Genomic DNA, 26,815 nt, shown 5'->3' with positions numbered 1-26,815 from the left:
TTGTATATCCATTAAAAGCAATTTACGCCCCGAATCCATGACCCGCATCTACCATAACCCCCGCTGTGGAACTTCGCGCACCGTGCTGCAGGCGCTTCAAGAACACGGCGAAAACCCCGAAATCATCGAATACCTGAAAACGCCTCCCAGCCGCGACGAGCTGCTGCGGTTGATCGCCGATGCCGGGCTTAGCGTGCGCCAGGCGGTACGCAGCAAAGAGGCGCTGTACCAGGAACTGAAGCTGGACGATCCGGCTGTCGACGACGAGCGGCTTGTCGCGGCGATGCTCGAGCATCCGGTGCTGATCAACCGGCCCTTTGTCGTAACCGGGCGCGGCACGCGGCTGTGCCGCCCCGCGGACGTGCTGCAAGACATCCTGTAGCCGCAGCGATCGCGCCGCGGCATGTCCGCCCAAGTCTTTGCGCTGATTTTTCTGTCGGCGGTATTCCACGCTACATGGAATCTGCTGGCCAAGCGGGCGTCTTCGGGCGGCGCCGCATTCGTGCTCGGCTACCGGGTTTGCTCGACGCTGCTGCTGGCGCCGTGGGTGGTGTACGAGCTGTGGGTCGGCGCCACGGTATGGAGCGTCGCGGCGGTCGGCTTCATCGTGCTCAGCGCCGTCATCCACCTGGGCTACGGCCTGTGCCTGCAGCGCGGCTACCAAGTGGGCGATCTGTCCGTGGTGTACCCGATCGCGCGCGGCACCGGGCCTTTGCTGGCCAGTGCGGGCGCCTATCTATGGCTGGGCGACACGCCCTCGGTCGGCAAGGTGGCCGGCATGTTCTGTGTGGTGGGCGGCGTGCTGCTCATCGCCACGCAAGGCAATTTGAGTATCTTCAAGCAGCCGCGTGCCTGGACAGGCGTGCGCTGGGGCCTGCTGGTGGGCGTGCTGATCGCCTGCTACACGGTTGCCGATGCCTACAGCGTCAAGAACCTGCGCATCTCGCCGGTGGTGCTCGACTGGTGCACCGGCCTGACGATCACCATGATGATGGCGCCGGACGCCTGGGTGCGGCGCAGGCTGTACTGGGAACGCATGCGCGGCAAATGGCTGCCGGCGCTCATCGTCGGGCTGCTGTCTCCGCTGGCGTATATTCTGGTGCTGTACGCCCTGCGCCAGGGCGGGGAAGTCAGCCAGATCGCGCCGCTGCGCGAAATGTCGCTGATGATAGGCACACTGGCGGGCTTTCTGATCCTCAAGGAAAAAGTGGGGCCGGGGCGCCTGCTGGGCTGTGCGGTGATCATAGCCGGCGTGGTGCTCCTGGCGCGGCCCTGACGGCGGGTACGCACACGCTGGGTCAGGCTTTATTTCTCCAGATATGGAGTGTAATATATCCACATACGGAGAAATCACCATGAACCTTGCCTATGCATACCCGGTCAGCCGGTTCGAGCCGGCCAAGGTAATAGACCTCAACACCCGCGAGGCGCGCGAGCGCCTGTCGGCGTCCGCGCTCAAGGGGTTCTTCAAGCTGGCGCGCGCCTGGTCGCTGCGCGACGAAGACGCCTGTGTCCTGCTGGGCGGCCTGTCGGCTAGCGCCTTCTACGAATGGAAGAAAAAGCCCGCGCGCGTGCTCGAGGTCGACCGCATCACCCGCATTTCCTACCTGATCGGCATCTACAAGGCGCTGCACATTCTGTACGGCGACGATCTGGCCGACCGCTGGGTCAACCTGCCCAACCGCAATGCGGTCTTTGCCGGCCGCACGCCCCTGGCTTATATGCAGGAAGGCGGCATACTGGCCATGCAGATGGTGCGCAAGCTGCTCGACGCCCGCCGCGGCGGCCTGTAGCGGCCCCGTGCATACACCGCCCACCGTCCTGCTGCGCCGCTACGACACCTGCCGGCTGCTGCCTTCGCGCTTCGCCGACCAGGAAGACTCGGTGCTCGAGCCCTTGTCGGATGACGCCGCGCATCTGGCCGATTTGTTCGACCTGGACAACGCCACCAACGAACGCCTGGCCGGCGAGCGCGGCGGCCTGCCCGGCATAGGCGTGGACGAGCTGGTGTTCGGCGTGCCGAATTTTCGCATCATCAACGCCGCCTACACCTATCCGCGCCCCGAAGGCAGCCGCTTCAACAGCGGCGAGCGCGGCTGCTGGTACTGCTCTTTCGAGATCGAAACGGCGCTGGCCGAGGTCATATTCCATAAAACCGTGGAATACCAGGAAATCGACTACTTCCACGATACGGTCAGCTACCAGGCGCTGCTGGCGGACTTCAGCAGCGACTTCCATGATCTGCGCAACGCTGCAGCCTGTGCCGACTGCCTGGATCCGGGCAGCTATATCGCCTCCCAGGCCCTGGCGGAATACTTGCTGGAACTCGGCTCCATGGGCATTGTCTACCCCAGCGTGCGGCGTCCCGGAGGCACCAATCTGGCCTGCTTCCGCCCGGCCCTGGTCGGCAACGTGCGGCGTGCCGCCGCCTACCAGCTGAGCTGGTCGGGTACGCCAGAGGCTCACGTGCAGCCCTTGCCGCGCTGAAATACCGCGCGGCGCCCGAGGGCGATATGCCACCGTCCGGGCCCGCGTGGCGTCGGGTATTGCCTGAGCCCCGAAGTTGCCGTTGGCCGCCTGGCCCATGCGGGCGGCGTGTGTTGCTTTTTTGCCGTAGCACCGGGTTTTGGCAAAGCGGCCCGTAACGGATTGATACCCGAGCGCGCCGCTTAGGCATAAAATCACAGCCGCCGCATCTTCCATGCTTGCGGGGCGCGCGCCATACAGGCCGCAAGCGCGCCCGCCCGTGCCGCGGCGTGCTTGCGGCTGCGCTGATCACAAAGGATTCCTGTGAGTCTTCGACGATGGCTCGCCGCCTGCTGCGGCGCGCTGGCCTGTGTCTGTATCCACGTTTCCGCCAGGGCGGCCCAGGCCGCCGCCGATTGCCACGGCATCCGGGACTTGGTGTTCGTCGCCCACCAGGACGACGACCTGCTGTTCATGAATCCCGACATCCAGGCCACCATCCATGCCGGCGGCTGCGTGCAGGTGGTCTACCTGACCGCGGCCGAGCGCGGCGAGGGCATAGGCTACATGATGGGCCGCGCCCGCGGCGTGCGCGCCGCCTATGCCTATATCGCCGGCACCCCGAACAGCTGGACCGAGGATGTGCTGGCGCTGGATGGGCGGCATCTGGCGCACGTCTTCCTGAACGGCAATCCGCGCGTCTCGATGATATACATGCGCCTGAAGGATCCGTGGCTGGGCAAGGGCTGGGGCAGCCTGACGCCGCTCAGCCGCGCCGAGTCGGAGCCGGGCACGACCGCGCAATCGCTGGGCCCCTATGTGGAAACCTATGACCGGGCGGGGCTGGTGGATACGCTGGCGGCGATCATAAGCGATTATCGTCCCACCGATATCCGGCACATGGATGACACCGTCGCCATTCCGTACACCCGCCTGTGCTGGCGCTGCGTGGGCCACGACCACCCCGACCATATCGCCAGCGCGCGCCTGGTGCGCGCCGCCATGGCGCGGGCGCCGGGCACGTATGCCGAAGTCGCCTATGTCGACTACCCGACGCAAGAGCGCCACCGCAACCTGACCCTGGCCGAGGTGGCCGGCAAGACCGGCGCCTTCCGCCACTACGCCTGGGACGACTATCGCTATTGTGCCAAGGGCCCGATCGGCTGCAAGGAGCCTCTGGGCCCGGCGCTGTCCTGGGTGGGCCGCACCTATTACGTGATCCGCCACACCCTGGCGCCGGCCCTGGCCGCGGAGCCTGCCGGCGGCTATGTGCTGTGCGCCACCGGCGAGATCAACTCGGCGGCCAATGTGCGCGATTCGCGTCTGGGGCGCTGGCTCGCGCTGGGTGGGCGCGTGGCGGGCAGCTCCACCATCTACAATCGGTTCGACGGCACGGTCGAGATCCTGGTGCGCGGCGCCAACGGGCGCTTATGGACGCGGGCGCGCGCTTCCGGCGGACACTGGGCCGCCTGGCAGATGCTGGCCGGGCCGCGTCTGGTCGAGCTGCCGCTGGTGGCGCATAGCGCCGCGGGCCGCAGCACACTGCTGGCCATGGGCTACGACGGCGCCTTCCACTATGCCGTTCGGCAGCAGGCCGACGCTGTAGAGCCGTGGCGCTGGAGCCGGCTGCCCGTTCTTGCCGACGCCTTGCGGGACGCGGCGCTGGCGCTGGACGCCAACGGCGATCCGGCCGTTTTCGCCGCCGACCGCAAGGGCGGGCTGTGGGCTACCTGGCAAGCGCAGGACGGCAGCGGGCGCTGGGCGGCGTGGAGCCGCATCCGCGGCGTGACGGTGTCGGGCGGCCTGGCCGCGCGGCGCAATGCCCGCGGGCTCATACAACTGTACGCGCGCGACGGCCGTTCCGGCCACATGCTGGGCCTGACGCAGCTGCGTGCCGGCACCCCCGACCAAGCCTGGCGCGCGCCCGAGGATATGGGCATCGCTTATGTGGGGCGCCCGGCCATAGGCCTGAGCCCGATGGGTGCGGTGGTGGTTGCGGCGCTGGCGCGCGAGCACGGTTCTGTGTGGCTGCTGGAAGGCGGCGCGGTCACCAGCCTCGGTTCGGGTATTGCTTCCGCCCCCGCCCTGCGCACCATAGGCGATACGCTTTATGTGGCGGGACGCAGCGCCGGTTCGAGGCAAGACTATTGGCTGTGGGCCCGCAGTGGCGGAAAATGGCATGCGCCCAGGCTGCTGCCGGCGCCCGCCGCGGACGGCGGCGAGTCCTTCAACAGCCTGCCGCCGGGCATCGTGCCCAGTGGGCCCTTCCAGGCGCCGGTGCTGTCGGCCAAGGCCGAGACCGGGGCGGCGGCGTTGGCTAAATAGAAGACACTAAGGAGATCTGCATGGTCAGTGTCGACCAGATCCTGTCCATCACGCTGGCCTGCATCGTGCTGATCGTGGTGCCCGGGCCCAGCGTCATGTTCATTGTCGGCAGGGCGCTCAGCTACGGCAGGGCGAGCGCGCTGTCTACGGTCGCCGGCAATTCTTTGGGCGTCTATACGGTGGCGGTGCTGGTCGCCTGCGGCGTCGGCCTGGTGCTGCGCGAGTCCGAGGCCTTTCTGTCCGCCTTGAGAATCGCGGGCGCCCTGGTGCTGATCTGGCTGGGCTACAAGGCGATACGCGAGCGCAAGGCCATCGGCCCAGGGCTGGCCGGCGCCGGCGGCACGCGCGACCTGGCCTTGGCCGCGCGCCAGGGCTACTGGGTGGGCTTGACCAATCCCAAGGCTTTGATCGTATTTGCCGTGATCCTGCCGCAGTTCGTGCACCCGGAAGCCGGGCATCTTACGGCGCAGATGCTGCTGCTGGCGATCGTGCCGGTGGCGGTGGGCCTGTGCACCGATATAGTATGGGCCCTGGCCGCCACGCGGGCCCGGAACTGGCTGAGCGGCTCGCGCCGGCGCAACGAGGCGGTCGGGGCCGTGGGCGGAACGCTGGTGATGGGCCTGGGCGTGGCCATGCTGGTGTCGAACAAGGCCTGACCCCGCTTCTAGACTGCGGCGGCGGAATCCGCGGGCGGCGCGTCCTTGGCGCTGGATTCCTGCAGCATTTCCTGGATATCGGCGGCAAGCAGGTCGTTCATGCGTTCGCTGCTCTCGCGGCTGGCCACCACGAAGCGCTCTTCGTCGCGCCAAAGCGGCGCCAAGGCGCGGAACATGTTCTCGTCGTGGCGCCGGAACAGGCGCGCGGCGCGGGCCGCCTGCACGCTCTTGAAGCCCAGCGCCTTGAGGGCTTCCGCGCCCAGGGTCAAGCCGGCCTCGAAGGTTTCCCGTTCCACCACCTCGGCGCCCTTGTCCAGCAGCCGGTAGGCGTGCCTGCGGTCGTAGGCGCGTGCGAGTATCTGCAGGTTCGGGAAATGAGCCCGAGCCAGTTCGACCAGTTTTTCGGCCTGGTCGCGGTCGTCTATGGCCACCACCAGCACCTTGGCTTGCGCCGCGCCCGCGGCCTCCAGCAAATCCAGGCGGGTCGCATCGCCGTAGTAGACGCGGCGGCCGAAACGGCGCACCAGCTCCACCTGTTCGGCGCTAGCCTCGAGCGTGGAGGTCTTGAAGCCGTTGACCAGCAGCAGGCGCGCCGCGATCTGGCCGAAACGCCCGAAGCCGGCGACGATGACGTCGGGCGTGTCGTCGAAGGCCTCGTTCTCGGGCTCTGGGGCGGACGACAGCCCGGCGGCACAGCGCCGTTCATACAGGATCAGCAGCAGCGGGGTCAGGGCCATGGAAATCGCCACGGTGACGGTGGCCAGCGCAACCTGGTCGGGCGTCAGGATGTTCGACGCCGCGGCAATGCCCAGCAGCACGAAGGCGAATTCACCGCCCTGTGCCAGGGCCACGGCGGTCAAGCCCGCGGCGCGGCCGCCCATGCGGAATGCGCGCGCTACGCAGAACGCCACCGCGGCCTTGATCACGATCAACGCAAGCACGCAGGCGGCCAGCGCCAGTGGCCGGGTCGCGATCAGGCCGAGATTCATGCTGGCGCCTATCGAGATGAAGAACAGGCCCAGCAGCAGGCCGCGGAACGGTTCGATGTCGCCTTCCAGCTCGCGCCGGAATTCGCTGTCGGCCATGACCATGCCGGCGAGAAACGCGCCTAGCGCGGGCGACAGGCCCACGGTCTCCATCAGCAGCGCCACGGCGATGACCAGCAGCAGCGCGGCCGCAGTGAAGATATCACGCGAGCGTGTGCGCGCGATGTAGCGGAACGCGGGCCGCGCCAGATAGCGGCCGGCGCCGATCACCACGGCCACCGCCGCCAGCACCGCCAGCGCGTGCACCCATCCCGGATAGCTCTCGAGCAGGCCCGAGCCCTGGCCCTGTTGCGCGGCGGGCGCCGTCGCGGTGTTCAGCGCCAGCAGCGGCAGGGCGGCGAACATCGGGATCGTCGAGACATCCTGGAACAGCAATATGCCGAAGCTTGCCCGGCCGGCCGTGGTGTGCTGCAAGCCTTTTTCTTCGAATATCTGCAGCACGATCGCCGTCGACGACAGCGACAGGATGAAGCCCAGCGCCAGCGATGCGCGCCATGGCAGGCCGAAGAGCATGGCCGTGCCGGCCAGCGCCAGGCCGGTGGCCACGACCTGGCTGGTTCCCAGGCCGAAGAACGCCCCGCGCATGCTCCAGAGCAAAGAAGGGCGCACTTCCAGGCCTATCAGGAACAGCATGATCACCACGCCGAATTCCGAGAAATGCCTGATCCCGGTCTGGTCGCCGACCAGGTGCAGCGCGAACGGCCCGATGATCACGCCGGCGGCGATGTAGCCCAGCACCGAGCCCAGGCCCAGGCGCTGCGCCCAAGGTACGGCAATGACGCCGGCGGTCAGGTAGATCAGGGCCAGCCACAGCACGCTCGCACCTTCCATGCGGGCTCCTATTCGTTGCACCGGGATCGCGGCGGAAAAGAGGGCGCGCGGCCCCGATCCTGGATGGGCCGGCGCGCCAGTACGCAATGATAGCGCCCCGCGGCCGGCGGCCGGCGTCGTGTTGCAGGCGGGCCTGTATGGTTCCCGGATCGAACCCCGGGATAACACCCGGTACCCAAGTTTTAATTAATATGTTAACTTTAATGATTAATGTGTTAATTTTTTATGCATGGCCGGCTCAGCGGCCGTGCGCATACAGGAGCTCAATGTGAACAATATGAAGCCCAGGGGAAATCTGCGCCGTACGCTGTTGAAATTGTGTGGCGGCATATCGCTGGCGGCGGGGGCCGCGGCCCTGGCGGCGCCGGTGCAGGCGGCGTGGCCCGATCACCCGATCCGCTGGCTGGTGCCATACACGGCCGGCGGCGGCAGCGATGTCTCGACGCGCCTGGTGGCGCAACTGGTGTCCAAGGATCTGGGCGCCAGCATCGTGGTCGAGAACAAGCCGGGGGCGGCCACCATTATTGCCTCGCAGGAACTGCGCCGTTCGGCGCCTGACGGCTACACCGTCATGACGGCCGGCCAGGGTACGCTGGTGCTGAACCCGAACCTGTACCCCAAGCTGGCCTATGACCCCAACAAGGACTTCACGCCGGTCAGCACGCTGGTGCGCCTGCCCATGGTGCTGGTGGTGCGTCCCAACCTGCCGGTGAAGAACCTGGCCGAACTCGTCAGCTACATCCAGAAAAACCCCAACAAGCTAAGCTTCGGCTCGGTCGGCAACGGCAGCCCGCATCATCTGGCCGCCGAGCTGTTCCTGGCCAAGATCCACGGCGAGGAAACGCACGTGCCCTACAAGGGTACCCCGCAGGCGCTGCAGGACGTCATAGGCGGCCAGGTCGACTTCATGATGGCCGACCTGTCGGCCTCGGCGCCCCTGATCCGTTCCGGCAAGCTGCGCGCGCTGGGCATACCGCTGGCCAAGCGCAGTTCCGCGCTGCCCGATGTGCCGACCTTCGCCGAAGCCGGGTTGCCCGACTTTACCGCCTACACCTGGCAGGCGGTGGTGGTGCCCGCCGGCACGCCCAAGGCCATCGTCGACAAGCTCAGCGCGTCGATACGCAAGGCACTGGCCAACCCGCAGGTGGCGGACAAGCTCAATTCCCTGGGCATGCAGCCTATGGGCGACACCCCCGAGCAGTTCCGCACCTTCATCGACCAGGAGCAGCAGAAGTGGGGCGGCGTGATACGCGAGCGCCACATTACGCTGAACTAAGTTTTGCGCGACCCGGTGCGCATGCCGTAGCCGCCGGGCGCGCTTGACACGATGAGCCCATGCGGCCGCAGGCCGCAAGGTGCACGGGCGCCAGCCGGCGCCGTTCCTCGGGGACGGTGCCGGTTTCTTTTTGCCGCGCGTCGCCGGCCGTGCGCTGCCGGCTGCGTGCTGCCGGGTAGCCATGGCCCGAGGCTGGCGATATCATTTTGCTTTCCATGTAAACGTTCGCGGCGCGTAGCCCGGGGCGCATAATCCGGAGCGCGCAGTCCGCCGCGCGTCGCTCAGGGGCGTACCCCGGGGCATGTAGCCAGAGGTACATGGCTTGTGGCGCTCGGCCTCGGGGCATGCAGTGCATATCGCGCCGCCCGCCGCGCAGCGGCCTCACATCAGGAGCAGCAGTGAATACCAACAAGAACCAGACATTGCGACAGGCCCTCGCGCAAGGCCGCCTGTTCACCGCCATGGCAGCGCACAACCCAATGGCGGCGCGGCTGGCGCAAGAGGCCGGCTTCGATGGCATCTGGGGCAGCGGCTTCGAGCTTTCGGCCAGCCATGCCGTGCCCGACGCCAGCATCCTGCCCATGGGCACGCACCTGGAGATGATGCGGGCCATCGCCGCCACCGTAGACACGCCGCTGATCGCCGACATCGACACGGGCTTCGGCAACGCGGTAACCGTCAACTACATCATCCCCCAGTACGAGGCCGCGGGCGCTTCGGCCGTGGTGATGGAGGACAAGACCTTTCCCAAGGACACCAGCCTGCGTGCCGACGGCAGGCAGGAACTGGTGCGCATCGAAGAATTCCAGGGCAAGATCGAGGCGGCGGCTCAGGCGCGGCGCGACCCGGGCTTCGTCGTCATCGCCCGGGTCGAGGCCCTTATCGCCGGCCTGGGCCAGGAAGAAGCGCAAAAGCGCGCCCACGCCTACCAAGAGGCGGGCGCCGATGCCATATTGATCCATTCCAAGCAGAAGACGCCCGACGAAATTCTTGCCTTCATAGCGGGCTGGTCGGGGCGCATTCCGCTGGTGCTGGTGCCCACTGCTTATCCGCAGCTGACCGAGGCGGATATCGCCGCCACCGGCAAGGTGGGCATCGTGATCTACGGCAACCATGCCATCCGCGCCGCCGTGGGCGCCATGCGCAGCGTGTTTGCGCAGATCCGCCGCGACGGCGGCATCCAGGGCGTGGACGCCGCGCTGCCCAGCGTGAAAGACATCATCGCCCTGCAGGGCGATGCGCACATGCGCGAAATCGAAAAGAAGTTTCTGCGCTAGAGCGTTCAGGATCGCAGGTACTTGTTCAGGAACTCGATGGTGCGCGACCAGGCCAGCGTGGCGGCCGCCTGGTCGTAGCGCGGCGTGGTGTCGTTGTGGAAGCCGTGCTGCACACCCGGGTACATGTATTCCTGGTAGCGCACGCCATGGGCCTTGAGCGCCGCCTCGTAGGCGGGCCAGCCGGCGTCGATGCGCTGATCCAGGCCCGCATAATGCAACAGCAGCGGCGCCTTGATATGGGCGGTTTCGGCGGCGCTGGGCTGCTGCCCGTAGAACGGCACCGCGGCGGCCAGTTCGGGCAGGCGCACCGCCAGCATATTGACCACGCCGCCGCCATAGCAGAAGCCCACGGCGCCGATCTTGCCGGTGCATTCGGGGCGGCCTTCCAGGTATTTCGCTCCGGCCACGAAGTCTTCCATGCGCTTGGCGGGATCCAGGCCGGCAAACAGTTTGATGGCCTGTTCTTCATTGCCCGGGTAGCCGCCGACCGAGGTCAGCGCATCCGGCGCAAAGGCTACGAAGCCGGCCAGGGCGAGCCGCCGCGCCACGTCTTCGATATAGGGGGTCAGCCCGCGATTCTCGTGGGCCACGAGCACCCCGGGCAGCTTGCCCTGGGGGTGCGCCGGCAGCGCGAAGTAGCCGCGCACCGTACCCGAACCCTTGGGAGACTCATAGCTCAGATATTGCGTGTGGATGCGCGGGTCGTTGCGCGGCACTTGCTCGGCCAGCGCATAATCGGGCTTGAGACTTTCAAGCATGGCGGCGGCCGTGAAGCCGCCCACCGCGAAACGCGCGGCGCGTTCCAGGAATTCGCGGCGGCCTATGATGCCGTGGATGTAGGAATCGAAAAGCTTGAGGACGGCGGGCGGGAAGTCGCTGGCGGTTTTGCGTGGCATGGCGAGGGCTCCTTGGACGGCATGCCGCCAGGCCCGTGCGGGCTGGGCCTGGCCGCGGCGTGCCACCTGGTTCGGATCGGGCTGCCGGCATCGCAGGGCAGCGCGTAGGCGGGCTTGGCCATGTGCACGGCCGGGCCCGCCGCGATATCCTACACCCGAATCTTTTCTTGCAGGTGCCCGCCCAGGCGGTGCGCCAGGGCCATGATGGTCAGCGTAAGGTGCTTGTCCGGCAGCGTCGGGATGACCCCGCCGTCGCAAATGTACAGATTGGCGACTTCATGGCTTTGCAGGCTTGCATCGACCACGCCCTTGGCCGGGTCGCCCGACAGCGGCGTGGTGCCCGCGTAGTGGATGCCCGTGCCGCTGTTGTCGCGGGTGGTGTGCATCAGGGTGGCCGAGGCCGAGCGCAGGATCTTGCGGCCCCAGGCCATCATCGAGTCCATGCTGGCCTGCGCCGATTCTGGTACGGAAAAATCGACCTGAACCTGGCGCACGCCGTATTTGTCGACGCTGTCGGCCAGCCGCACGCGGTTGCCGGGCGTGGCCTCGCCGGCACAGAACAGGCCCAGCGTGACGTAGCTGTGGAACATCATGCGCGCCAGCCGTTCTTTGACGAAGGCGGGAAAAGCCTTCATCGAGCCGAGATAATGCGGCACGTCGGGAATGCCGTGTATGGCGTGGCCGATGAAAGGGAAGGTGGAGCCGTCGGGCAGCTTGCCGCGCGACATCAGGATCAGCAGGTCGCCGTAGCCGATGTCATAGTCGCGGTGCTTGCCCCAGAGCTTGCGCAGCGAGGTCGACAGTACCACCTTGGGGTTGTCCTGCAGGCCGCGGCCCAGCAGGTCGTTGCCGTTGCCCAGCCCGCCCGGGGCGGCGGCGTCGGCGGAATTGAACAGAATGCGCGGGGTCTCGACGGCGCCGGCCGCCAGCACCACGATGCGCGAGCGCAGGGTGTGGCGTTGGCCGGTGTGCGTGTCCAGGTATTCGATGCCCGAAGCCTGGTTGTCGCCCGCCTCGCGCAGCACGCGCAGCACCTTGGCCCCGGTGCGCAGTTCGTAGTTGGGCAGGTTCTGGATTTCGGGCAGCAGGCGCGCCGAGAATTTGTAGACCGAGCCCACCGGGCAGCCCGAGGTGCAGACGCCGGTCGAGATGCAGGACGTGGCCATGCCGCCGCGCGTGTTGATCGCCTTGCGGTTGGGAATGGCATGAGAGTCGGGGTCATTGAGCTGGCGCACTGCCTGCACGATCAATTGGTCGGCCGGCCGCAGCGGCTTGGGCGGCACGTATACGCCGTCGGGCAGCTCGGGGATGTTTTCCGTGGTGCCGCACACGGTGATCAGGCGCTCGACCTCGCTGTAGTGGGGCGCGAGCGCCGCATAGTCGAGCGGCCAGCCTGCCAGGTCGGTTTCGGAGAACCTGACGCTGACGCCGTTCCAGAGATTCTGCAGGCCGTTGACGGCCAGCACCTGGAAGTGCTGGAAGCCGCCGGCCGGCCGGGCGGTCGAGCCCGTGGCGCCATCGGCAAACAGCGGGTGGATGAACAGGCTGTCGTGCGGGTCGCTGGGCCATACCGTGCCCGGGCCTATGCCGAAATCCTTGCTCGAGCCCGGAGGCATGACCGTCTTGAACTGGTCGGCGGGCAGCATTTCCCCTTGCTCGACGGAGACGACGCGCACGCCGGCGCGTGCCAGCTCGTAGGCCAGCAGCCCGCCACCTGCTCCAGTACCGACAATGCATACCTCGCACTCGGGTGTTTTATCCACGCTTTTCTCCAAGAGGCCATTCCTGCACCGAGCCCAGGAATTTGGACGATGCATAGTAGATGTGATCGAGGAAGGAAAACAGCGCGTCGGCCTCGGCGCCGAGGTCGGCGCGGCGCAGCCGTCCCGAGTGACCGAAGTCGCAGCGTGCCGAGACCGCCTGCAGGGCGGCGCGGATCTGCCAGTTTTCCTGGGCGATGCGGGCGATGTCCGCTGCCATGGGCTGCAGGCTGGAGTGATAAGGACTGAGTAGGATCAGGGCATCGACCAGCGCCGCATGCTGCGCGGTGTCGTAGGTGTCGTCGGAAGCCGTGGCGCCGCCGGCCGGCTGCGGCGCGGCCGCCGTGCCGAGCTGGCGGAAGGGGCGCCCGGACATCAGGTGGCGTTCGATTTCTTCCAGCGACATGCCGCTGGTCTCGGGCACCAGCCTGGCAGTGAACACCAGGCCGGCCACGCAGACCAGCGCGTAGATCGTGAATACGCCGCCCAGCCCGATGGAGGACACCAGCACCGGAAAGGAAAACACCACCAGGAAATTGAAGGCCCAGTTCGCCAGCGAGGTAATGCTCATGCCCAGGCCGCGCACGTGCAGGGGGAAGATCTCGGACATCATCACCCAGGGCAGCGGGCCGATGCTGGCGGCAAAGGCTGCAATGTATATCACCATGCCGATGCCGGCGAGCATATCCAGCCAGGGCGCCTGGGTGGCCGCACCCAGGGCGATCATGCCCAGGCTGAGCGCCGTGCCGACAAAACCGATGTACAGCAGCTTGCGCCGGCCGATGCGGTCGATCAGCGCCATGCCGACCAGCGTCATGCCGACGTTGACGACGCCTATGCCTATCGTGGCCAGGATCTGGGTGGCGCTGGAACCGAAGCCGGCCTCTTTGAAGATGGTCGGCGCGTAGTAGATGACGGCGTTGATGCCGCTGAGCTGCTGCAGCAGGAACAGACCCATGCCGACGATGAGCGCCGGCCGCACCCGGGGCGCCAGCAGATCCGACCATCGGGCGGTGTGGCCGGCATCGCTTTGCGCCGCCTGGTCGATGGCCCGCAGCTCGGACTCGATCGCGGGGTCGCCCGGCGCGGTGCCGCGCAGCCGCGCCAGGGCCGCCTGTGCCTGGCTGCGCCGCCCCTTTAGGATCAGCCAGCGCGGCGTGTCGCGCAGCACCAGCATGCCCAGCAGCAGGGCCAGGCCGGGCACGGCGCCGATCATGAACATGGAGCGCCAGGCCTCGCCCATGGCGAAATTGACGATGTAGGCGCCGAGTATGCCCAGAGTGATGGCCAACTGATAGATGGACACCAGCATGCCGCGGATCGCCGTCGGGGCGCTTTCGGAAATGTACAGCGGCGCGACCATGGCGGCCATGCCCACCGCCACCCCCAGGCACAGGCGCGACACGCTCAGCATCCAGACCGCGGTGGCCAGCCCCGAGAGCAGGGCGCCGATAATGAACAGCACCGCGGCGGCCAGCAGTATGGCGCGCCGGCCGTAGCGCTCTGATGCCGGGCCGGCGGCCAGGGCGCCGAACAGGGCGCCGAACGGCACGGCGGCCGTCATCAGCCCTTCGTCCAGCGGGCTGATGTGGAAGTGGGCGCGCAGCAGGTGCAGCGCGCCGGCTATCACCCCCTCGTCGAAACCGAACAGAATACCTGCAATGCCGGCTATGGCCGCTACGAAATAAATCATGAGGGCTCTCCTGGCGTGGGTTGGAGAAGGGGAATCTGCGTCATGGGCGCGGCGTCAAGGAAGAACCGCACGAGCCACCTTGCGGATGCCGCGGATGATGTCGTCGACGTCCTGGTCGCCGAGGTTGGAGCTTATGGCCATCAGCGCACCGCGGGCATGCAGGTCGTCGCAGCGCGGCAGCGCGCCGAGCGCGTAGTCGTATTCCTGGCCGAAGGCATTGGCCGGGTGCGTCCAGGGATAGCCGTCGCGGCTGTTGGAGCGGCGGTGCACCAGGCTGGGTATATTCGAATACCAGTGCAGCCCCCATTCGCGCATGGTGATGCAGGTGAGGCTGCCTTGCGGGCCGTTGATGCCTTCGGCGCGCAGCGCCTCGACGAAGCGGCGCGCCCGGGCCTCGTCGGGCAGGGCCATGAGCAGCGTCGCGCCGGTATCGCCGGCCGGATCCGGTACGTGCCGGAAGCTTAGCCCCGGAGTGCCTTCCAGCGCCTCCCGGATGCGCCATTTGGCGCCGCGCATGGCGGCGACGATGGCCGGCAGCTTGCGCATCTGTGCCAGCGCCATGGCGCCGGCCAGCTCGGACATGCGCGCGCCTATGCCCCACAGCTGGGTGCTGGCATCGGTGGTGTCCAGGCGCCCGGCATCGGTACGCGGGTAGCCGAGGTCGTGCAGGGCCACGATGCGGCGGAACAGGGCGTCGTCCTCGCAGACCACCATGCCGCCGTCGCCTGAGGTCATGTTCTTGTTGAGCTGGAAGCTGAAGATGCCGATGTCGCCATGGCGCCCGACCGCACGGCCCTGGGAGCTGCCGCCCGCCGCCTGGGCGCAGTCTTCCACCAGCGCCAGCTTGTGTTCGCGGCAGATGGCGGCAATTTCGGCGATGTTGCCCGGCGCGCCGCTCATGTGCACGCACAGCACGGCGCGGGTGTGCGGGCCGATCTTGCGCTTGAGGTCTTGCGGGTCGATGCAGAAGGTGTCGTCGATGTCCACCAGGCGCGGGATGGCGCCGCTGCGCACCACGGCCGACACGCAGCTTACCCACATGTAGCCCGGCACCAGCACTTCGTCGCCGGGGCCGAGATCCAGCGCCCACATGGCGATGGCCAGGGCGGCCGTACCCGAGGACACCCCCAGGGCATGGCGGTGCCCGAACGCCGCGCACCATTCCTGTTCCAGCGTGTCGACCATTTTTTGCGCATCCAGGCCATAGAAGCGGAACGGGCTGCGCGCCTTGACCACCCGGGTGACGAGATCCAGCTCTTCCTCGCCTATCCAGTGCGCCCCGGGGAACTCCCAGGGCAGGGGCCGGTTGCGTACCGGGGTTCCGCCGTCTATCGCCAGACGATCGGCGTCTTGCGCCGCCGCGGGAGTCGTGTCTGTAAGGTGCGCCGCATCCATGTTGGCCTCCTGGGCTCGGTAATTGCTGCGAATTAGTTGAATAAACCCACGCTGCCCATCGAGGCTACGTGCAGGAATGTCACAAAGTGTATTTTCGCCGCGTGGCCAGCGGTTAGGCTATGAGTCTCTTTTTTTGGTCTTGGCGTCTCGGTAAGTGTTGCCACGCCAAGGCCATCTCGCGCCCGATCAGAGTAGCGCGCTAGTATTGCAAAATGATTCAGGCTCGCCTGGCACCCTGTGGCGGAATCTTTCAAGGAACCCGGAATTGAAATTCGATCCCCTATACAAGGTTTCATTCCTGGTGGTCTGCTTCGGAGTACTGTTCGGCTTCGGCATCACGTCCATCGCCGGAGTACTCGACACACTCAAGCAGGTGTTCCAACTTAGTATCTACGGCGAACAGGGCTTGGTGGCCGTGCTGATTCTTGCCTGCTTTGCCGGGGCCGTGCTGGCAGGCCCCTTGACCCGGCGGCGCGGCCGGCGGCCGGCGCTGCTGCTATGCGCGGTTCTGGCCCTGGCGGGCTACGCCATCATATGGGGCGGCCCCGATCTCGGATGGTTCGTGGCCGCGCGCGTGCTGATCGGGCTGTCGGTGGGGCTCTCGTCCATGGTCGTGCCCATGTATGCCTCGGAAACCACGCCGGCGGCCAGGCGCGGCGGGGTGGTGGCCTTGTTCCAGCTGGCCGTTACCGCGGGCATATTGATCGCCTACAGTGTGGCCCTGGCTTTCGCCCCCGATTTGCACTGGAGCCTGGTGCTTGCCTGCGGCCTGCTGCCCGCGGTGCTGGCGACGCTGGGTACGCTGCTGCTGCCCGAAAGCCCTCGCTGGCTGGCCGCGCGCGGCCGCTCCCAAGAGGCCCGCGAGGCCGGGCGGCGCCTGCAACTGCTGGACGAGGTCGGCCAGGGCGAGCCGATTGCCGCGGCCGCCGGCGCGGCGCATGGCGCTGGTACCGCTGCAGCGGCAGTTCGTGCCGCCGACACCGATGCCGCTAATGCCGCAGCCGGCTCGACAGGTTCCAGAACGGATCGGGACAGTCATTTGCGGCGCGGCAGCACCATGCCGGTATTGATCTTGTGCAGTGTGCTGTTCGTGCTGCAGAACCTGAGCGGCATAGACGGCATTCTGTATTACGCGCCGCGCATTTTCGAAACTCTGGGCTTCGCTGCGGGGACGGCCGCGCTCGCCGCCACTTTCGGGCTCGGCCTGGTGAACTTTCTGGCCACCATGGTTGCCTTGTATGCCGTGGATCGGGCGGGGCGGCGGCCTTTGCTCATCGGCGGCTCGGCCGCCATGGTGCTGGGGCTGGCAGCGGTGGTCGCCGCAGCGTCCTGGGGCTGGGCCTGGACGGGGCTGTGCGGGCTGGCCGTATTCATCATTGCCTTCGCCATCAGCCTGGGGCCGCTGCCCTATGTGCTGATGGCCGAGCTGTTTCCCAGCGCGATTCGTGAACAGGGCATTGCCGCAGCCTCGGCGGTGAGCTGGATCTTCAACGCCCTGGTGGCCTTCACTTTCCTGACGGTGGTACAGGCCATCGGCCTGCCCGCCACCATCGGCATTTTCGCGCTGGCCTGCCTGCTGTCGCTGGCTGTCTGCATGGTTTTCCTGCCCGAGACCCGCCGCATGTCGCTCGAAACCATAGAGGCCAATGTGCTGGCCGGCCTGCCATTGCGTCGCCTGGGAGCAGCCGCGCCCGGTTCCCCGCCGGATCCGGCCGCCGGCACCCGCCCGGCACCCGGCGGAAAAGACAAAAAACAGTGGCAAATTTGAGGCCGGGCTTTTACTATTTTTATCATCCTCCTGCCTGGCTGCGTTGCTTGCGGTTTTTACGTTTCAAGCACATGCAGCGACGGAGCCCGGCGCAAGATTTTTGCGCCAGGCCATAGGCAAGGCGCCGCAAGCGTTTGTAAAGCGCTATAACTAGCTTGGGTCTGGCATCGGATTGCTGAGCGGGCGCTTTCCATGCCACGGGGATCGCAGGGCGGATTTCTCACTATCCGAACTCGACAGCGTCGGTCAAAGGGGCACGGAGGAGATAATGACAGTGTCAGGTCTGTATATCACAGGCCCTGGCCACGAAGCGGAGCGCCGGGAACCCGGCGCGGCGAACCACGGGCTGGCGCCGGCTGCGGGCTTCGAGCACGAGGCCGGCAGCCTGGAATATAGCTTCCATGGTAGCGGCATACGCTTGACGGGCGTCTACGGCAGGGTTGTTTATTGCAAGCACGGTGCGGCGACGCCGGTCGCTGCCGATTCCGGGCAGGCGGCGCTGGTTCTGGTTCGCCAGGGCCCCCTGGCACTGCATGATCGCGGCAATACCGTCGTGCATCTCGCGCAAGGCGCCTTGTATTTGCTCAATTGCTCGGGCCCCGAGTACGCGCCGCACTGGAGTGCCGGTTCGGCGATTCATCTGGGATTGCCGCGCAGTGAACTGCATCGCGCCTTCCGCGGAGGGCTGCAGCGCCTGGGCACCTGCGCTCCGCTCGACGACAGCAGCGTGGCTCCATTCCTGCGCAGCCAGATGGAGCTGCTCGACCGCCAGGCCGCCAGCCTGGGCAGCGCCGATCTTGCCAGCATGTTTCATATCTGCATGAATATGGCTTTGCTGCTGCTGGGCAATGTGCTGCAGGGCCGCGGTCGTGATGGCTGTCCGGCGCTGTTTTCGATGGCCTTGCAGGCCATCGAAACGCACGGCCATCGGCCCAATTTCAATGCCGAGGCGCTGGCCCGCGCGCTGGGCTGGTCGCGTGCCAAGTTGTATCGGGTTTTCGCGGAACAAGACACCACGGTCAACGCCGTGCTGCGCGAGCTGCGGCTGGAACGCGCCCGTCGGCTCATCGAGGACTCCAGCTCGCAGATTCCGGTTGGCGTGCTTGCCTACGCCTGCGGCTTTACCGATCACTCATCCTTCGGCAAGATGTTCAGAGAGCGCTACGGCGTTTCGCCGCGGCAATGGCGCGAGCGGCTCAAGTCCGCGCCCGGCCCGGCCGCCGCAGCCATTCCGCAAAGCGCGCCGCCCGCCTGATGATCCGTGTCCGGGCTTTCCGCTTGCCGCGCCCGGCTACAGCGGGCCCACCAGTGCGGCTCCCCTTTTAATGTGAAAGAAGCCTCTTTCATCCTCGGGGGTGGCCGCAACTGCCATCCTTGTTAGGGTGAACAGACCCTAATGCACGCCCTGCTGCGCTTCTTGCGGCATCACCAAAATCGTTGTGCCTCTCTGTGCCGGTTCGACGCTGCGGCCCCGCGATGCAGCGGCCGGAGGCTTGGCCCGCCGCTGCATCGCGGGGCCGGGGGCTGTTGCGGCAGCCTGTCGCGGGGCTTGGGACTGCGCTGACGCGTCGTCGGGCCGCCGCAATGTCCGCAAGCCCGGAGGCAGCAGCGGCAGGAATGCCTCGGGCGCCATGACGCCATGGGTGATACCCAGCAGGAACAGGTGCGCCGGCTTGGCGAAGCGCTCGTCGTAGAACGCGCCGTACCAGACGGGAATTTCCCGTAGGCGCTGCGGCGTTTCCAGCACATAATTCGACCGCCACAATCTGAGCACTATGCGGCCGTGGCCGTCGCGGCTGGGTCGTAGGTACGTCATGGCGGCGTTGCTGCCCTGGTCGTAGCGGGGCAGCACGGGCAGTTCGCGCACGTCGCTGCTGGGCAGCAGCCAGGTAAGCGCGCTACGCACCGACCAGGCTGGCGCCGCCAGCCAGCCGCCAGCCTGCAGCGCACGCTCGATCTCCGGCGCGGAATCCGCCCACTGCAGCAGGAAGCGTTCGTCGCGATGGGCGCGCAGCTCCAGCCGATAAGCCGGCAATTTGTCCCATTCGCTATCCGTCCATTGATGCAGGCTGATCGCCTGGACGCGCAAGGGCGGCGTGTACAGCGCCAGATCGGCCGTCGAGCGGGTCGAGAAAACCCATGAAATCCCGGCCGCGCATACTACGGCCAGTGTTGCGGCCAGCGCGCGCGGGTGTATGAATTCATGAACCTGGCGGCGGGTATAAAGAATAATCGCCAGCGCCAGCCAGACCAGGCCGATGCTCCATCCCGCCACGACATCGGAAAGCCAGTAGGCGCCCAGGTACAGGCGCGATACGCCGATCAGCACGATGGCCGCGGTGGCGCAGGCGGCGAGGGTGGCGCGCACGTAGGGCTTGGCATTGCGGCCCAGCAGGTAGGCCAGGAAGCCGTACAGGATGATGCTGGACGTGGCATGGCCGCTGGGAAACGATACGTGCGCCAGGCCCGCCGGCAGGCCCAGCGGCGCGGGGCGGTCGATCAGCAGGCCGAGCGCGCGTATCGTGGCTTCCGTGGCGAGCGCCAGGGCCAGCCAGTAGCGCATGGTGCGCCGGCAGCCGCGCACCCAAAGCCACAGCGTCATGGCGGCCACCACCAGCACGCGCATGCGCACTCCGCCCATCTCGGTGATCGCCACCATGGCCTGATCGGCCGGCCAGGTGCGCAAGGCCTGCAGGCGGTTCAGCACCGACATGTCTATGCCCGTGAACCAATGGGCCGTGACCGCGCCGCGGGCGGTAAGCAGGAACATCAGGCTGCCGCCGCCCAGCACCAGTATCCAGAACAGCAGCGTGCGCGAGTCGGGCCGCGACGGATCTATCACCGCGCGCACATAGCGGCGCAGGCGTCCGTACGGCGCCGGGCTGCGGCTGGCCCAGCGCAGCAGCGCATCCCGCCAGCCGCGCAGCACGGGCGCGCCGCCGCGCGCCGCGAGCCGCGCCAGCCATGCCACGAACCATGCCAGCGCCACCGTCAGCAGCAGCAGCGCGGCGATGCGTCCGCTGACTGCCCGCGCTACCTGCAGCGAAGCGCCGAACAGCACGCCCGGCAGAATATGGGTAGGCGACCAGACCAGCGCCGAGCCGATATTGACTGCGTAGAAGCGCAGGCGCGGCATGCATGCCGTGCCAGCCAGGAAAGGCACGATGGCGCGCACCGGCGCGATGAAGCGCGCAAAAAGTATGCTCTTGCCGCCGTGGTCGCGCACGAACTGTTCGCCGCGCTCTATCAGGGCGGCGCGGCGGGCCAGGGGTTTCCAGGCGCGGATCTGCGCATTCCAGCGGCGGCCCGCCTCGTAGCTCAGGCCATCGCCGCCGATCGCACCCAGCGCCGCGATACCCAAGGTCGTCCACATGTCCAGCGCGCCGGCCCCGATCAATGCCCCGGCGGCAAACATGGTGACGCCGGCCGGCACCAGCGTGCCCACCAGCACAATGGATTCCATGAATGCCACCAGGAACACCGCCAGCAGCGCCCCTACGGGGTGTAGGGCAATGTAGGCGAGCAGCGCGTGCATGGGTTAGGTTGGCCTGGCGATGTGGGGGAAGGGCTACTGCCGCGAGTTTGCCCCAGATCCAGGCCGCTGTGAAGAACCCGGCCCGACATTTGTGGGCATGCGGCCATCGGCGTGCAGCCGGATTTGCGCCGATCTGATCAAGGTGGTTACGTATGGAAAAACCGCAGCAGGCATTGCGTGTTTTAATGGAAAAGCACACGGCACGCGCCCGTCCGGGCCGTCTGCGGCCGTGTATGGATCGTGGAGACCAGGCCATGCCGGATGTTTTATCACCCGATACCGATACCCGCTACATGCCCGTTGCGGGCCTGCCGCATACCGCGCGAAGCCCGCTGCAACAGCGCTACGCGCAGGTGCGGGCCCGCAGCCTCGAGCTGGCCGCGCCCCTGTCGGCCGAAGATCAATGCGTGCAGTCCATGGACGACGCCAGCCCCACCAAATGGCATTTGGCGCATACCACTTGGTTCTTCGAAGCCATGGTGCTCTGTCCGCACAGCCCCGGCTACCGGCCCTACGACCCGCGCTACTTCTACCTGTTCAATTCCTACTACGAGGCGCTCGGGCCGCGCCATCCGCGGCCGCGCCGCGGGCTGTTGACCCGGCCCGCGCTGGACGAGATCCACGCTTACCGGCGCCATGTCGACGCCGGCGTACGCCAGCTGCTGCTCGACGGCCCCGCGGCGCAGCGGCCGCAGATCGAACGCCTGCTGGTGCTGGGCCTGCAGCACGAGCAGCAGCACCAGGAATTGCTGCTGACCGACATTCTGCATGTGCTGTGGTGCAATCCCTGGCGGCCGGCTTATCTGCCTGCGGGCAAGGCGCCGTCGCCACGGGCGGCCGGGCGCACGCCGCCGCGGCGCTGGCTGAGCCGGCCCGGCGGCGTGGCGGCCATCGGCCACGCCGACAAGGCCGCCGAATTTGCCTTCGACAACGAGTCGCCGCGCCACGAGGTGCTGTTGCGCCCTTATCTGCTGGACAGCGGGCTGGTCACTTGCGGCCAGTACGCCGAGTTCATCGCCGATGGCGGCTACCAGGACGCATCGTTGTGGCTGTCCGACGGCTGGGCCAGGGTGCGGGCCGAAGGCTGGCGCGCGCCTTTGTACTGGCTCAATGAAGACGATGCCCCCGCGCCGCAGCCGGGCGGCTGGGAAGTGTTCGGCCTGGGCGGACTGCAGGCCATGGATCCCGGCGCACCGGTAAGCCAGATCAGCTTCTACGAGGCCGCCGCCTATGCCCAATGGGCGGACGCGCGCCTGCCGACCGAGTTCGAATGGGAGGCCGCCGCCGGCGAGCCGGGCTTCAGCCAGGCGGCGGACAGTGTCTGGCAGTGGACGCGATCTTCCTACGACCCCTATCCGGGCTTTCGCGCACAGTCCGGCGCGCTGGGCGAGTACAACGGCAAATTCATGGTGGGGCAGCTGGTGCTGCGCGGCGCAAGCTGCGCCACGCCGCCTGGCCATGGCCGGCTCACCTATCGCAATTTTTTCCCTCCGCAGGCCCGTTGGCAATTCTCCGGCCTGCGCCTGGCCAAGGACGATTGATGCACAGCTACCCGCAACTCAAAGAAGCCGAGCTGGCCGAAGAGCCCGTCGCAAACTCGGCACAACACACGGAATTCGCCCTCGATCTGGCGGCGGCGCTGGCCAAGCGCCCGCGCCAGCTTTCGCCCAAATATTTTTACGACGCGGCCGGCTCGGCCTTGTTCGACCGCATCTGCGAGCTGCCCGAATATTATCTGACCCGCTGCGAGCTCGGGCTGCTGTCGGCGCACGCATCCGAGATCGCCGGGCACATGGATGCCGGGGCCGAGATCGTCGAATTCGGCGCCGGCTCCTTGGCCAAGATCCGCCTGCTGCTCGATGCGATGCGGCTGCCCGGACGCTATTTGCCCATAGACATCTCGGGCGCACATCTGACCGCCGCGGCGCACCGCCTGCAGCAGGACTATCCCGGGCTCGATGTCCGGCCTGTCGTGGCCGACTACACCAAGAGCCTGCGATTGCCGCGCCGGCTCAGCCGCCGCGCCCGGCGCATCGGCTTTTTCCCGGGCTCGACCATCGGCAACCTGCGCCCCGACGAGGCGCTGCGATTTCTCAAGCAGGCGGCAGCGCTGCTGCGCGGCGGCGCGCTGCTGCTGGGTGCCGACCTGGTCAAGGCGCCGGCAGTGCTGCACGCCGCTTACAACGACGCGCAAGGCGTGACCGCGGCGTTCAACCTGAACCTGCTCAAGCGCGCCAATCGCGAGCTGGGCGCAGATTTCGATCCTGCGGGTTTTGCGCACAGCGCCTTCTACAACGCCGGGCAGCAGCGCATCGAAATGCACCTGATGAGCTTGCGCAGGCAGCAGGTGCACGTCTGTGGGCAGCGCTACGAATTCGTCGAAGGCGAGACGCTGCACACCGAGAACTCCTACAAGTTCACGATCGACGGCCTGCATGCGCTGGCCGCACGGGCCGGTTTGCGCAGCGGCCCGGTATGGACCGACAAGCACCGGCGCTTCGGCCTGCTGTGGCTCGACGCGTCATCCTGAACAGGGTGCCTTGGGCATACCGCAGCATGGCCGGCGGCAGCCAGAAAATACGGCAGGAAAAATCATCGAGCCGGAGGCGACACGAGGCCGCCGAACTCTTATACTTGCGCCATGAAAAACCTGACTAGCGATCATGCCCTCGAGACCCTGGACGTACGCATTACCGGCCGGGTTCAGGGCGTGGGCTTCCGCGCCGCCGCGGTGCGCCAGGCCCACCTGCTCGGCGTCACCGGCTGGGTGCGCAATAACGCCGACGGATCGGTGCAGACCCTGCTGCAAGGCCCGCACGACCAGGTCGACCGCATGCTGTCGTGGCTGCTGGTCGGGCCGCCTGGCGCACGCGTGGACAATGTCGAAAGCCAGGCGCAGGACATCGGCAGGCACTATGAACACTACGAACAGATTTAGGGCCGGCAGGCCCTAATCCCGCACCATGAATCACCCTGGCAGACGGGAATTCCTCAAGCGCGCCGGCGCAGCCGCGGCGTCCGTCGCCGCCCTGGATGCGCTGCCCGAATCCATACGCAAGGCCATGGCGATTCCGGCGCACGCCGGGCGCGGCACCATCGAAGACGTGCGCTACATCGTTGTGCTGATGCAGGAGAACCGTGCATTCGATCATTATCTCGGGCACCTGAGCGGCGTGCGCGGCTACGGCGACCGCTTTCCCGTCGAGCTGCCGGGCGGGGCGCCGGTGTGGCAGCAGCCGCGGCAACAGCCGGGGCAGGGCAGTATTGCGCCGTTCCATCTCGACACCCACACCACCAGCGCCCAGTGCGTAGGCGACCTGAACCACTCGTGGGGCAAGACGCAAGCCGCGCTCAATGGCGGGCGCTACGACCGCTGGCCGCGCTACAAGACCGATATGACGATGGGCTATCACCTGCGCCAGGACATCCCGTTTCATTATGCTCTGGCCGATGCCTTTACCGTCTGCGACCACTATTTCTGTTCGATACCGGGTTCCACGCACCCCAATCGCATGTTCCTGATGACGGGCACCAACGACCCGAGCGGCAAGAGAGGTGGCCCGCTGATCGACAACTACGACCCGGTGACGCGGCCCTACCTGCCGGCGCTGACATGGGCGACCTATCCGGAGCGCCTGCAGCAGGCGGGCGTTTCGTGGCAAGTCTATCAAGAGGGCACGAACCCGTACGACCCCTATAACGGTAATTTCGGCCTGAACGTGCTGGCCAATTTCCGCGCCTACATCGAAGCGCCCGCCGGCTCGCCGCTGCGGCGCCGGGCCATGACGGCGCGCCCGCTCGAGCAATTCGCGCGCGACGTGCATGACGACCGCCTGCCGCAGGTATCGTGGCTGCTGCCGCCGGCCGCCTACTCGGAACACCCCAAGTGGACTTCGGCCTATGGCGCCAGCTATATCTCGCGGGTGCTCGACGCCCTGACCGCCAATCCGGACGTCTGGAGCCGCAGCGTGCTGTTCGTGGTCTATGACGAGAACGACGGCTTCTTCGACCACATGGTGCCGCCCAGCCCTCCGGCCGGCCCCGGGCAGGGCAAGAGCACCGTGGCCGTGGCCGACGAACTGCACACGGTGGTGAACCCCGAGCACAAGCCGCGCTACAAGGCCGACGGCCTGCCTTATGGCCTGGGCCCGCGCGTGCCCATGACCGTGGTGTCGCCCTGGTCCAAGGGCGGCCATGTATGTTCCCAGGTGTTCGACCACACCTCGGTGATTCGCTTCATCGAGCGCCGCTTCGGTGTGCGCGAACCCAACATCAGCGCCTGGCGCCGCGCGGTCTGCGGCGACCTGGGCGCGGCGCTGGATTTTTCCCGGCACGACGGCAGGCCGCCTTCACTGCCCGATACCCGCGGCTACCAGGCCATGGCCGACGAACAGTGCAATACCCTGCAGCCGCCCAGCGTGCCCGAGGCGGGCGCCGCCGCGCCGCATCCGCAAGAGCCGGGCACACGCCCGGCCCGGGCCTTGCCATACGACCTGCACGTGGCCGACGACGTCGCCGCGGGCAGGGACGGCCTGCGCCTGCGTTTCGACAATCGCGGGCGCCAAGGGGTCTGCCTGTGGGTGCGGTCGCGGGCGGCGGGGCTGGCGCCGCGTTGCTACACACTGGAGGCCGGCAAGCAGCTGGAAGACTTGCTGCCGCCCGCAAGCGATGCCGCCAGCTATGACTGGAGCGTATATGGGCCCAACGGCTATGTGCGCATCCACCGCGGCAGCCTGCGGCCCGACAGCCCGGCACGCCACCTGCGGATCCGCCAGCGCGACGCCGGCACGCAAGAAGAGAAAGGGCGGGGCGGGCGCGCAGACGGCTTCTCGCTGGAACTGAAAAACAGCGGGCCAGCGCCCCTGTCCCTGGTACTGAAAGATCTGGCCTACGGGCAAGCGCCGCGCGAATTCACGCTACTGCCTGGCGCCACCTACACCACGCGCTGGGACATCGTCCGCAGCCACCATTGGTACGACATAGGCGTGTCGGTAGTGCAGGACGCGGCCTACGAACGGCGCTACGCCGGCCATATCGAAACCGGCCACGCCAGCCGTACGGATCCGGCGGCCTAAGCTAAAGGCGGGGCAGGGCGAGTGCCAGCAACGCTACGGCGGAAACTACCAGTATCGTCGTGCCTACCGTCCTGCGGCGATTGGTCTGTACCCACAGGAGCACGCCGGACAGCGACAAGAAAATCAGCGAACCGGCCAGCGTGTCGATGAGCAGGATCCACGGCGCGCTCATGCCCACGCCCTTGTGCAAGTTCATCAGCGTGCCTATCACTCCGTTGTCCAGGCGGTGCACGCTGACCGAGCGGTTGCCCGCCCAGGCGTCGACCGTGACGCTGGAATGCGGACTGCCGAACCGGAATGTCCAGCGTTCCGGCTGCATCAGCGGCTTGGCCGCAGCGTCTTCGGATTTCTGTGCCCAGGGCACCGGTCTTGCACGTTCCACGCGTATGGAAGGAGGCCTGTCCATTTCCAGTTCGCGCTGCAGCCAGCGCGCCAGGGACTCGGGGTCGGCCGGCAGCGTATCGGGCAGGCTGATCTGCGTATTGCTGCGCTGCTGCGCCACGGGCGGCAGTTTCAGCACGGCGCGATGATTCAGCCAGATGCCGCTGAAGCCGAACATCAGCCCCAACAGCGCGCCCCACAGGCCGAACCAGCCATGTGTTTTGCGCAGCCAGCGCACCAGGTCGGCGCGGCGATTGTGATGGCGCGCACGCTGTGCGGCGCCATGTACGGGGGAGGCGATTTCTGCGGCTTGTTTCATCGATCCGGAATATGGAAAGAGGGCGGCAAGGCATGGAATTGCGCCGCCTAATTATTATTCAAAATAAAAATGATAATGATTATATATTAATGTTCCCTGCTTGCTTGTCGCTCGTA

At 67.0% G+C, this 26,815-nt stretch carries 21 protein-coding genes; 14 read left to right on the top strand and 7 right to left on the bottom strand.

The features are described 5' to 3' along the window. The first annotated feature begins 37 nt into the window (after positions 1–37). The 6 genes from arsC to CEY11_RS01555 all read left to right on the top strand — a co-directional run bounded on the left by arsC (position 38) and on the right by CEY11_RS01555 (position 5,447). Entirely contained in the window at positions 38–382 is a 345-nt protein-coding gene (gene arsC, locus CEY11_RS01580) for an arsenate reductase (glutaredoxin) (RefSeq protein WP_088601612.1), read from the top strand. Positions 383–403: 21 nt separating this feature from the next. After that, the gene (locus CEY11_RS01575) at positions 404–1,276 is read left to right on the top strand and encodes a DMT family transporter (protein ID WP_088601611.1); all 873 of its coding nucleotides are present in this window, start codon (positions 404–406) and stop codon (positions 1,274–1,276) included. A gap of 79 nt (positions 1,277–1,355) precedes the next feature. Further along, positions 1,356–1,793: an MbcA/ParS/Xre antitoxin family protein gene (locus CEY11_RS01570; protein WP_088601610.1), complete on the top strand. Its 438-nt coding sequence runs from the start codon at positions 1,356–1,358 to the stop codon at positions 1,791–1,793. Between the two features lie 7 nt (positions 1,794–1,800). Continuing rightward, the gene (locus CEY11_RS01565) at positions 1,801–2,487 is read left to right on the top strand and encodes an RES family NAD+ phosphorylase (RefSeq protein WP_233154672.1); all 687 of its coding nucleotides are present in this window, start codon (positions 1,801–1,803) and stop codon (positions 2,485–2,487) included. A gap of 303 nt (positions 2,488–2,790) precedes the next feature. Beyond that, positions 2,791–4,791: a PIG-L family deacetylase gene (locus CEY11_RS01560; protein WP_143322647.1), complete on the top strand. Its 2,001-nt coding sequence runs from the start codon at positions 2,791–2,793 to the stop codon at positions 4,789–4,791. A 20-nt stretch (positions 4,792–4,811) separates the two neighbouring features. Then, positions 4,812–5,447: a LysE family translocator gene (locus CEY11_RS01555; protein ID WP_088601607.1), complete on the top strand. Its 636-nt coding sequence runs from the start codon at positions 4,812–4,814 to the stop codon at positions 5,445–5,447. Between the two features lie 8 nt (positions 5,448–5,455). Here CEY11_RS01555 and CEY11_RS01550 read toward each other — a convergent pair whose 3' ends face one another. Continuing rightward, positions 5,456–7,324, bottom strand: coding sequence for a monovalent cation:proton antiporter-2 (CPA2) family protein (locus CEY11_RS01550; RefSeq protein WP_088601606.1), 1,869 nt, complete (start codon positions 7,322–7,324; stop codon positions 5,456–5,458). Positions 7,325–7,601: 277 nt separating this feature from the next. Between CEY11_RS01550 and CEY11_RS01545 the strand changes: the two genes are divergently transcribed. Beyond that, positions 7,602–8,600, top strand: a complete 999-nt coding sequence (locus tag CEY11_RS01545; protein ID WP_088602004.1) for a Bug family tripartite tricarboxylate transporter substrate binding protein — start codon at positions 7,602–7,604, stop codon at positions 8,598–8,600. Positions 8,601–8,998: 398 nt separating this feature from the next. Further along, complete coding sequence (locus CEY11_RS01540) at positions 8,999–9,877, top strand: phosphonopyruvate hydrolase (RefSeq protein WP_269845241.1); 879 nt, start codon at positions 8,999–9,001, stop codon at positions 9,875–9,877. Between the two features lie 5 nt (positions 9,878–9,882). On the opposite strand, the gene CEY11_RS01535 is transcribed toward CEY11_RS01540, so the two are convergent. The 4 genes from CEY11_RS01535 to CEY11_RS01520 form a co-directional block, all read right to left on the bottom strand. Next, on the bottom strand, positions 9,883–10,773 hold the full coding sequence (locus tag CEY11_RS01535) for a dienelactone hydrolase family protein (protein ID WP_088601604.1): 891 nt from the start codon (positions 10,771–10,773) through the stop codon (positions 9,883–9,885). A 149-nt stretch (positions 10,774–10,922) separates the two neighbouring features. After that, positions 10,923–12,536: a GMC oxidoreductase gene (locus tag CEY11_RS01530; RefSeq protein WP_198958812.1), complete on the bottom strand. Its 1,614-nt coding sequence runs from the start codon at positions 12,534–12,536 to the stop codon at positions 10,923–10,925. Further along, positions 12,529–14,226, bottom strand: a complete 1,698-nt coding sequence (locus tag CEY11_RS01525; RefSeq protein WP_088601602.1) for a sugar porter family MFS transporter — start codon at positions 14,224–14,226, stop codon at positions 12,529–12,531. The genes CEY11_RS01530 and CEY11_RS01525 overlap by 8 nt, the downstream gene beginning before the upstream one ends. A 54-nt stretch (positions 14,227–14,280) precedes the next feature. Beyond that, positions 14,281–15,621 carry a DegT/DnrJ/EryC1/StrS family aminotransferase gene (locus CEY11_RS01520; protein ID WP_088601601.1) on the bottom strand — a complete coding sequence of 447 codons (1,341 nt, stop codon included), beginning with the start codon at positions 15,619–15,621 and terminating at the stop codon, positions 14,281–14,283. 265 nt (positions 15,622–15,886) lie between these two features. Here CEY11_RS01520 and CEY11_RS01515 point away from each other — a divergent pair, with 265 nt between their 5' ends. Both CEY11_RS01515 and CEY11_RS01510 read left to right on the top strand, forming a co-directional pair. Beyond that, positions 15,887–17,389, top strand: a complete 1,503-nt coding sequence (locus tag CEY11_RS01515; RefSeq protein WP_088601600.1) for an MFS transporter — start codon at positions 15,887–15,889, stop codon at positions 17,387–17,389. Between the two features lie 268 nt (positions 17,390–17,657). After that, positions 17,658–18,644, top strand: a complete 987-nt coding sequence (locus tag CEY11_RS01510; RefSeq protein WP_088601599.1) for a helix-turn-helix domain-containing protein — start codon at positions 17,658–17,660, stop codon at positions 18,642–18,644. A gap of 138 nt (positions 18,645–18,782) precedes the next feature. On the opposite strand, the gene CEY11_RS01505 is transcribed toward CEY11_RS01510, so the two are convergent. After that, positions 18,783–20,924: a bifunctional DedA family/phosphatase PAP2 family protein gene (locus tag CEY11_RS01505; protein ID WP_088601598.1), complete on the bottom strand. Its 2,142-nt coding sequence runs from the start codon at positions 20,922–20,924 to the stop codon at positions 18,783–18,785. 293 nt (positions 20,925–21,217) lie between these two features. On the opposite strand from CEY11_RS01505, the gene egtB reads away from it, so the two are divergent. From egtB to CEY11_RS01485, 4 genes are all read left to right on the top strand, one after another. After that, positions 21,218–22,465, top strand: coding sequence for an ergothioneine biosynthesis protein EgtB (egtB, locus tag CEY11_RS01500; protein ID WP_088602003.1), 1,248 nt, complete (start codon positions 21,218–21,220; stop codon positions 22,463–22,465). After that, positions 22,465–23,454, top strand: a complete 990-nt coding sequence (gene egtD, locus CEY11_RS01495) for an L-histidine N(alpha)-methyltransferase (protein ID WP_088601597.1) — start codon at positions 22,465–22,467, stop codon at positions 23,452–23,454. The genes egtB and egtD overlap by 1 nt, the downstream gene beginning before the upstream one ends. Before the next feature lie 111 nt (positions 23,455–23,565). Beyond that, the gene (locus CEY11_RS01490; protein ID WP_088601596.1) at positions 23,566–23,862 is read left to right on the top strand and encodes an acylphosphatase; all 297 of its coding nucleotides are present in this window, start codon (positions 23,566–23,568) and stop codon (positions 23,860–23,862) included. A 25-nt stretch (positions 23,863–23,887) separates the two neighbouring features. Then, positions 23,888–25,999 carry a phosphocholine-specific phospholipase C gene (locus CEY11_RS01485; protein ID WP_088601595.1) on the top strand — a complete coding sequence of 704 codons (2,112 nt, stop codon included), beginning with the start codon at positions 23,888–23,890 and terminating at the stop codon, positions 25,997–25,999. A gap of 1 nt (position 26,000) precedes the next feature. Here CEY11_RS01485 and CEY11_RS01480 read toward each other — a convergent pair whose 3' ends face one another. Then, positions 26,001–26,699 carry a PepSY-associated TM helix domain-containing protein gene (locus tag CEY11_RS01480; RefSeq protein WP_088601594.1) on the bottom strand — a complete coding sequence of 233 codons (699 nt, stop codon included), beginning with the start codon at positions 26,697–26,699 and terminating at the stop codon, positions 26,001–26,003. Positions 26,700–26,815: the final 116 nt, after the last annotated feature.

Origin of the sequence: Candidimonas nitroreducens, from assembly GCF_002209565.1 — a bacterium.
Classification (GTDB): Bacteria; Pseudomonadota; Gammaproteobacteria; order Burkholderiales; family Burkholderiaceae_B; genus Candidimonas; species Candidimonas nitroreducens.
This window is presented reverse-complemented; position numbering and strand designations above follow the sequence as displayed.

Excerpts from the sequence above, each read along its gene's own strand:
- arsC (WP_088601612.1), top strand. The coding sequence starts at position 38 with ATGACCCGCATCTACCATAACCCCCGCTGTGGAACTTCGCGCACCGTG.
- CEY11_RS01575 (WP_088601611.1), top strand. The coding sequence starts at position 404 with ATGTCCGCCCAAGTCTTTGCGCTGATTTTTCTGTCGGCGGTATTCCAC.
- CEY11_RS01570 (WP_088601610.1), top strand. The coding sequence starts at position 1,356 with ATGAACCTTGCCTATGCATACCCGGTCAGCCGGTTCGAGCCGGCCAAG.
- CEY11_RS01555 (WP_088601607.1), top strand. The coding sequence starts at position 4,812 with ATGGTCAGTGTCGACCAGATCCTGTCCATCACGCTGGCCTGCATCGTG.
- CEY11_RS01550 (WP_088601606.1), bottom strand. The coding sequence starts at position 7,324 with ATGGAAGGTGCGAGCGTGCTGTGGCTGGCCCTGATCTACCTGACCGCC.
- CEY11_RS01545 (WP_088602004.1), top strand. The coding sequence starts at position 7,602 with ATGAAGCCCAGGGGAAATCTGCGCCGTACGCTGTTGAAATTGTGTGGC.
- CEY11_RS01535 (WP_088601604.1), bottom strand. The coding sequence starts at position 10,773 with ATGCCACGCAAAACCGCCAGCGACTTCCCGCCCGCCGTCCTCAAGCTT.
- CEY11_RS01525 (WP_088601602.1), bottom strand. The coding sequence starts at position 14,226 with ATGATTTATTTCGTAGCGGCCATAGCCGGCATTGCAGGTATTCTGTTC.
- CEY11_RS01520 (WP_088601601.1), bottom strand. The coding sequence starts at position 15,621 with ATGGATGCGGCGCACCTTACAGACACGACTCCCGCGGCGGCGCAAGAC.
- CEY11_RS01510 (WP_088601599.1), top strand. The coding sequence starts at position 17,658 with ATGACAGTGTCAGGTCTGTATATCACAGGCCCTGGCCACGAAGCGGAG.
- CEY11_RS01505 (WP_088601598.1), bottom strand. The coding sequence starts at position 20,924 with ATGCACGCGCTGCTCGCCTACATTGCCCTACACCCCGTAGGGGCGCTG.
- egtB (WP_088602003.1), top strand. The coding sequence starts at position 21,218 with ATGCCCGTTGCGGGCCTGCCGCATACCGCGCGAAGCCCGCTGCAACAG.
- egtD (WP_088601597.1), top strand. The coding sequence starts at position 22,465 with ATGCACAGCTACCCGCAACTCAAAGAAGCCGAGCTGGCCGAAGAGCCC.
- CEY11_RS01490 (WP_088601596.1), top strand. The coding sequence starts at position 23,566 with ATGAAAAACCTGACTAGCGATCATGCCCTCGAGACCCTGGACGTACGC.
- CEY11_RS01485 (WP_088601595.1), top strand. The coding sequence starts at position 23,888 with ATGAATCACCCTGGCAGACGGGAATTCCTCAAGCGCGCCGGCGCAGCC.
- CEY11_RS01480 (WP_088601594.1), bottom strand. The coding sequence starts at position 26,699 with ATGAAACAAGCCGCAGAAATCGCCTCCCCCGTACATGGCGCCGCACAG.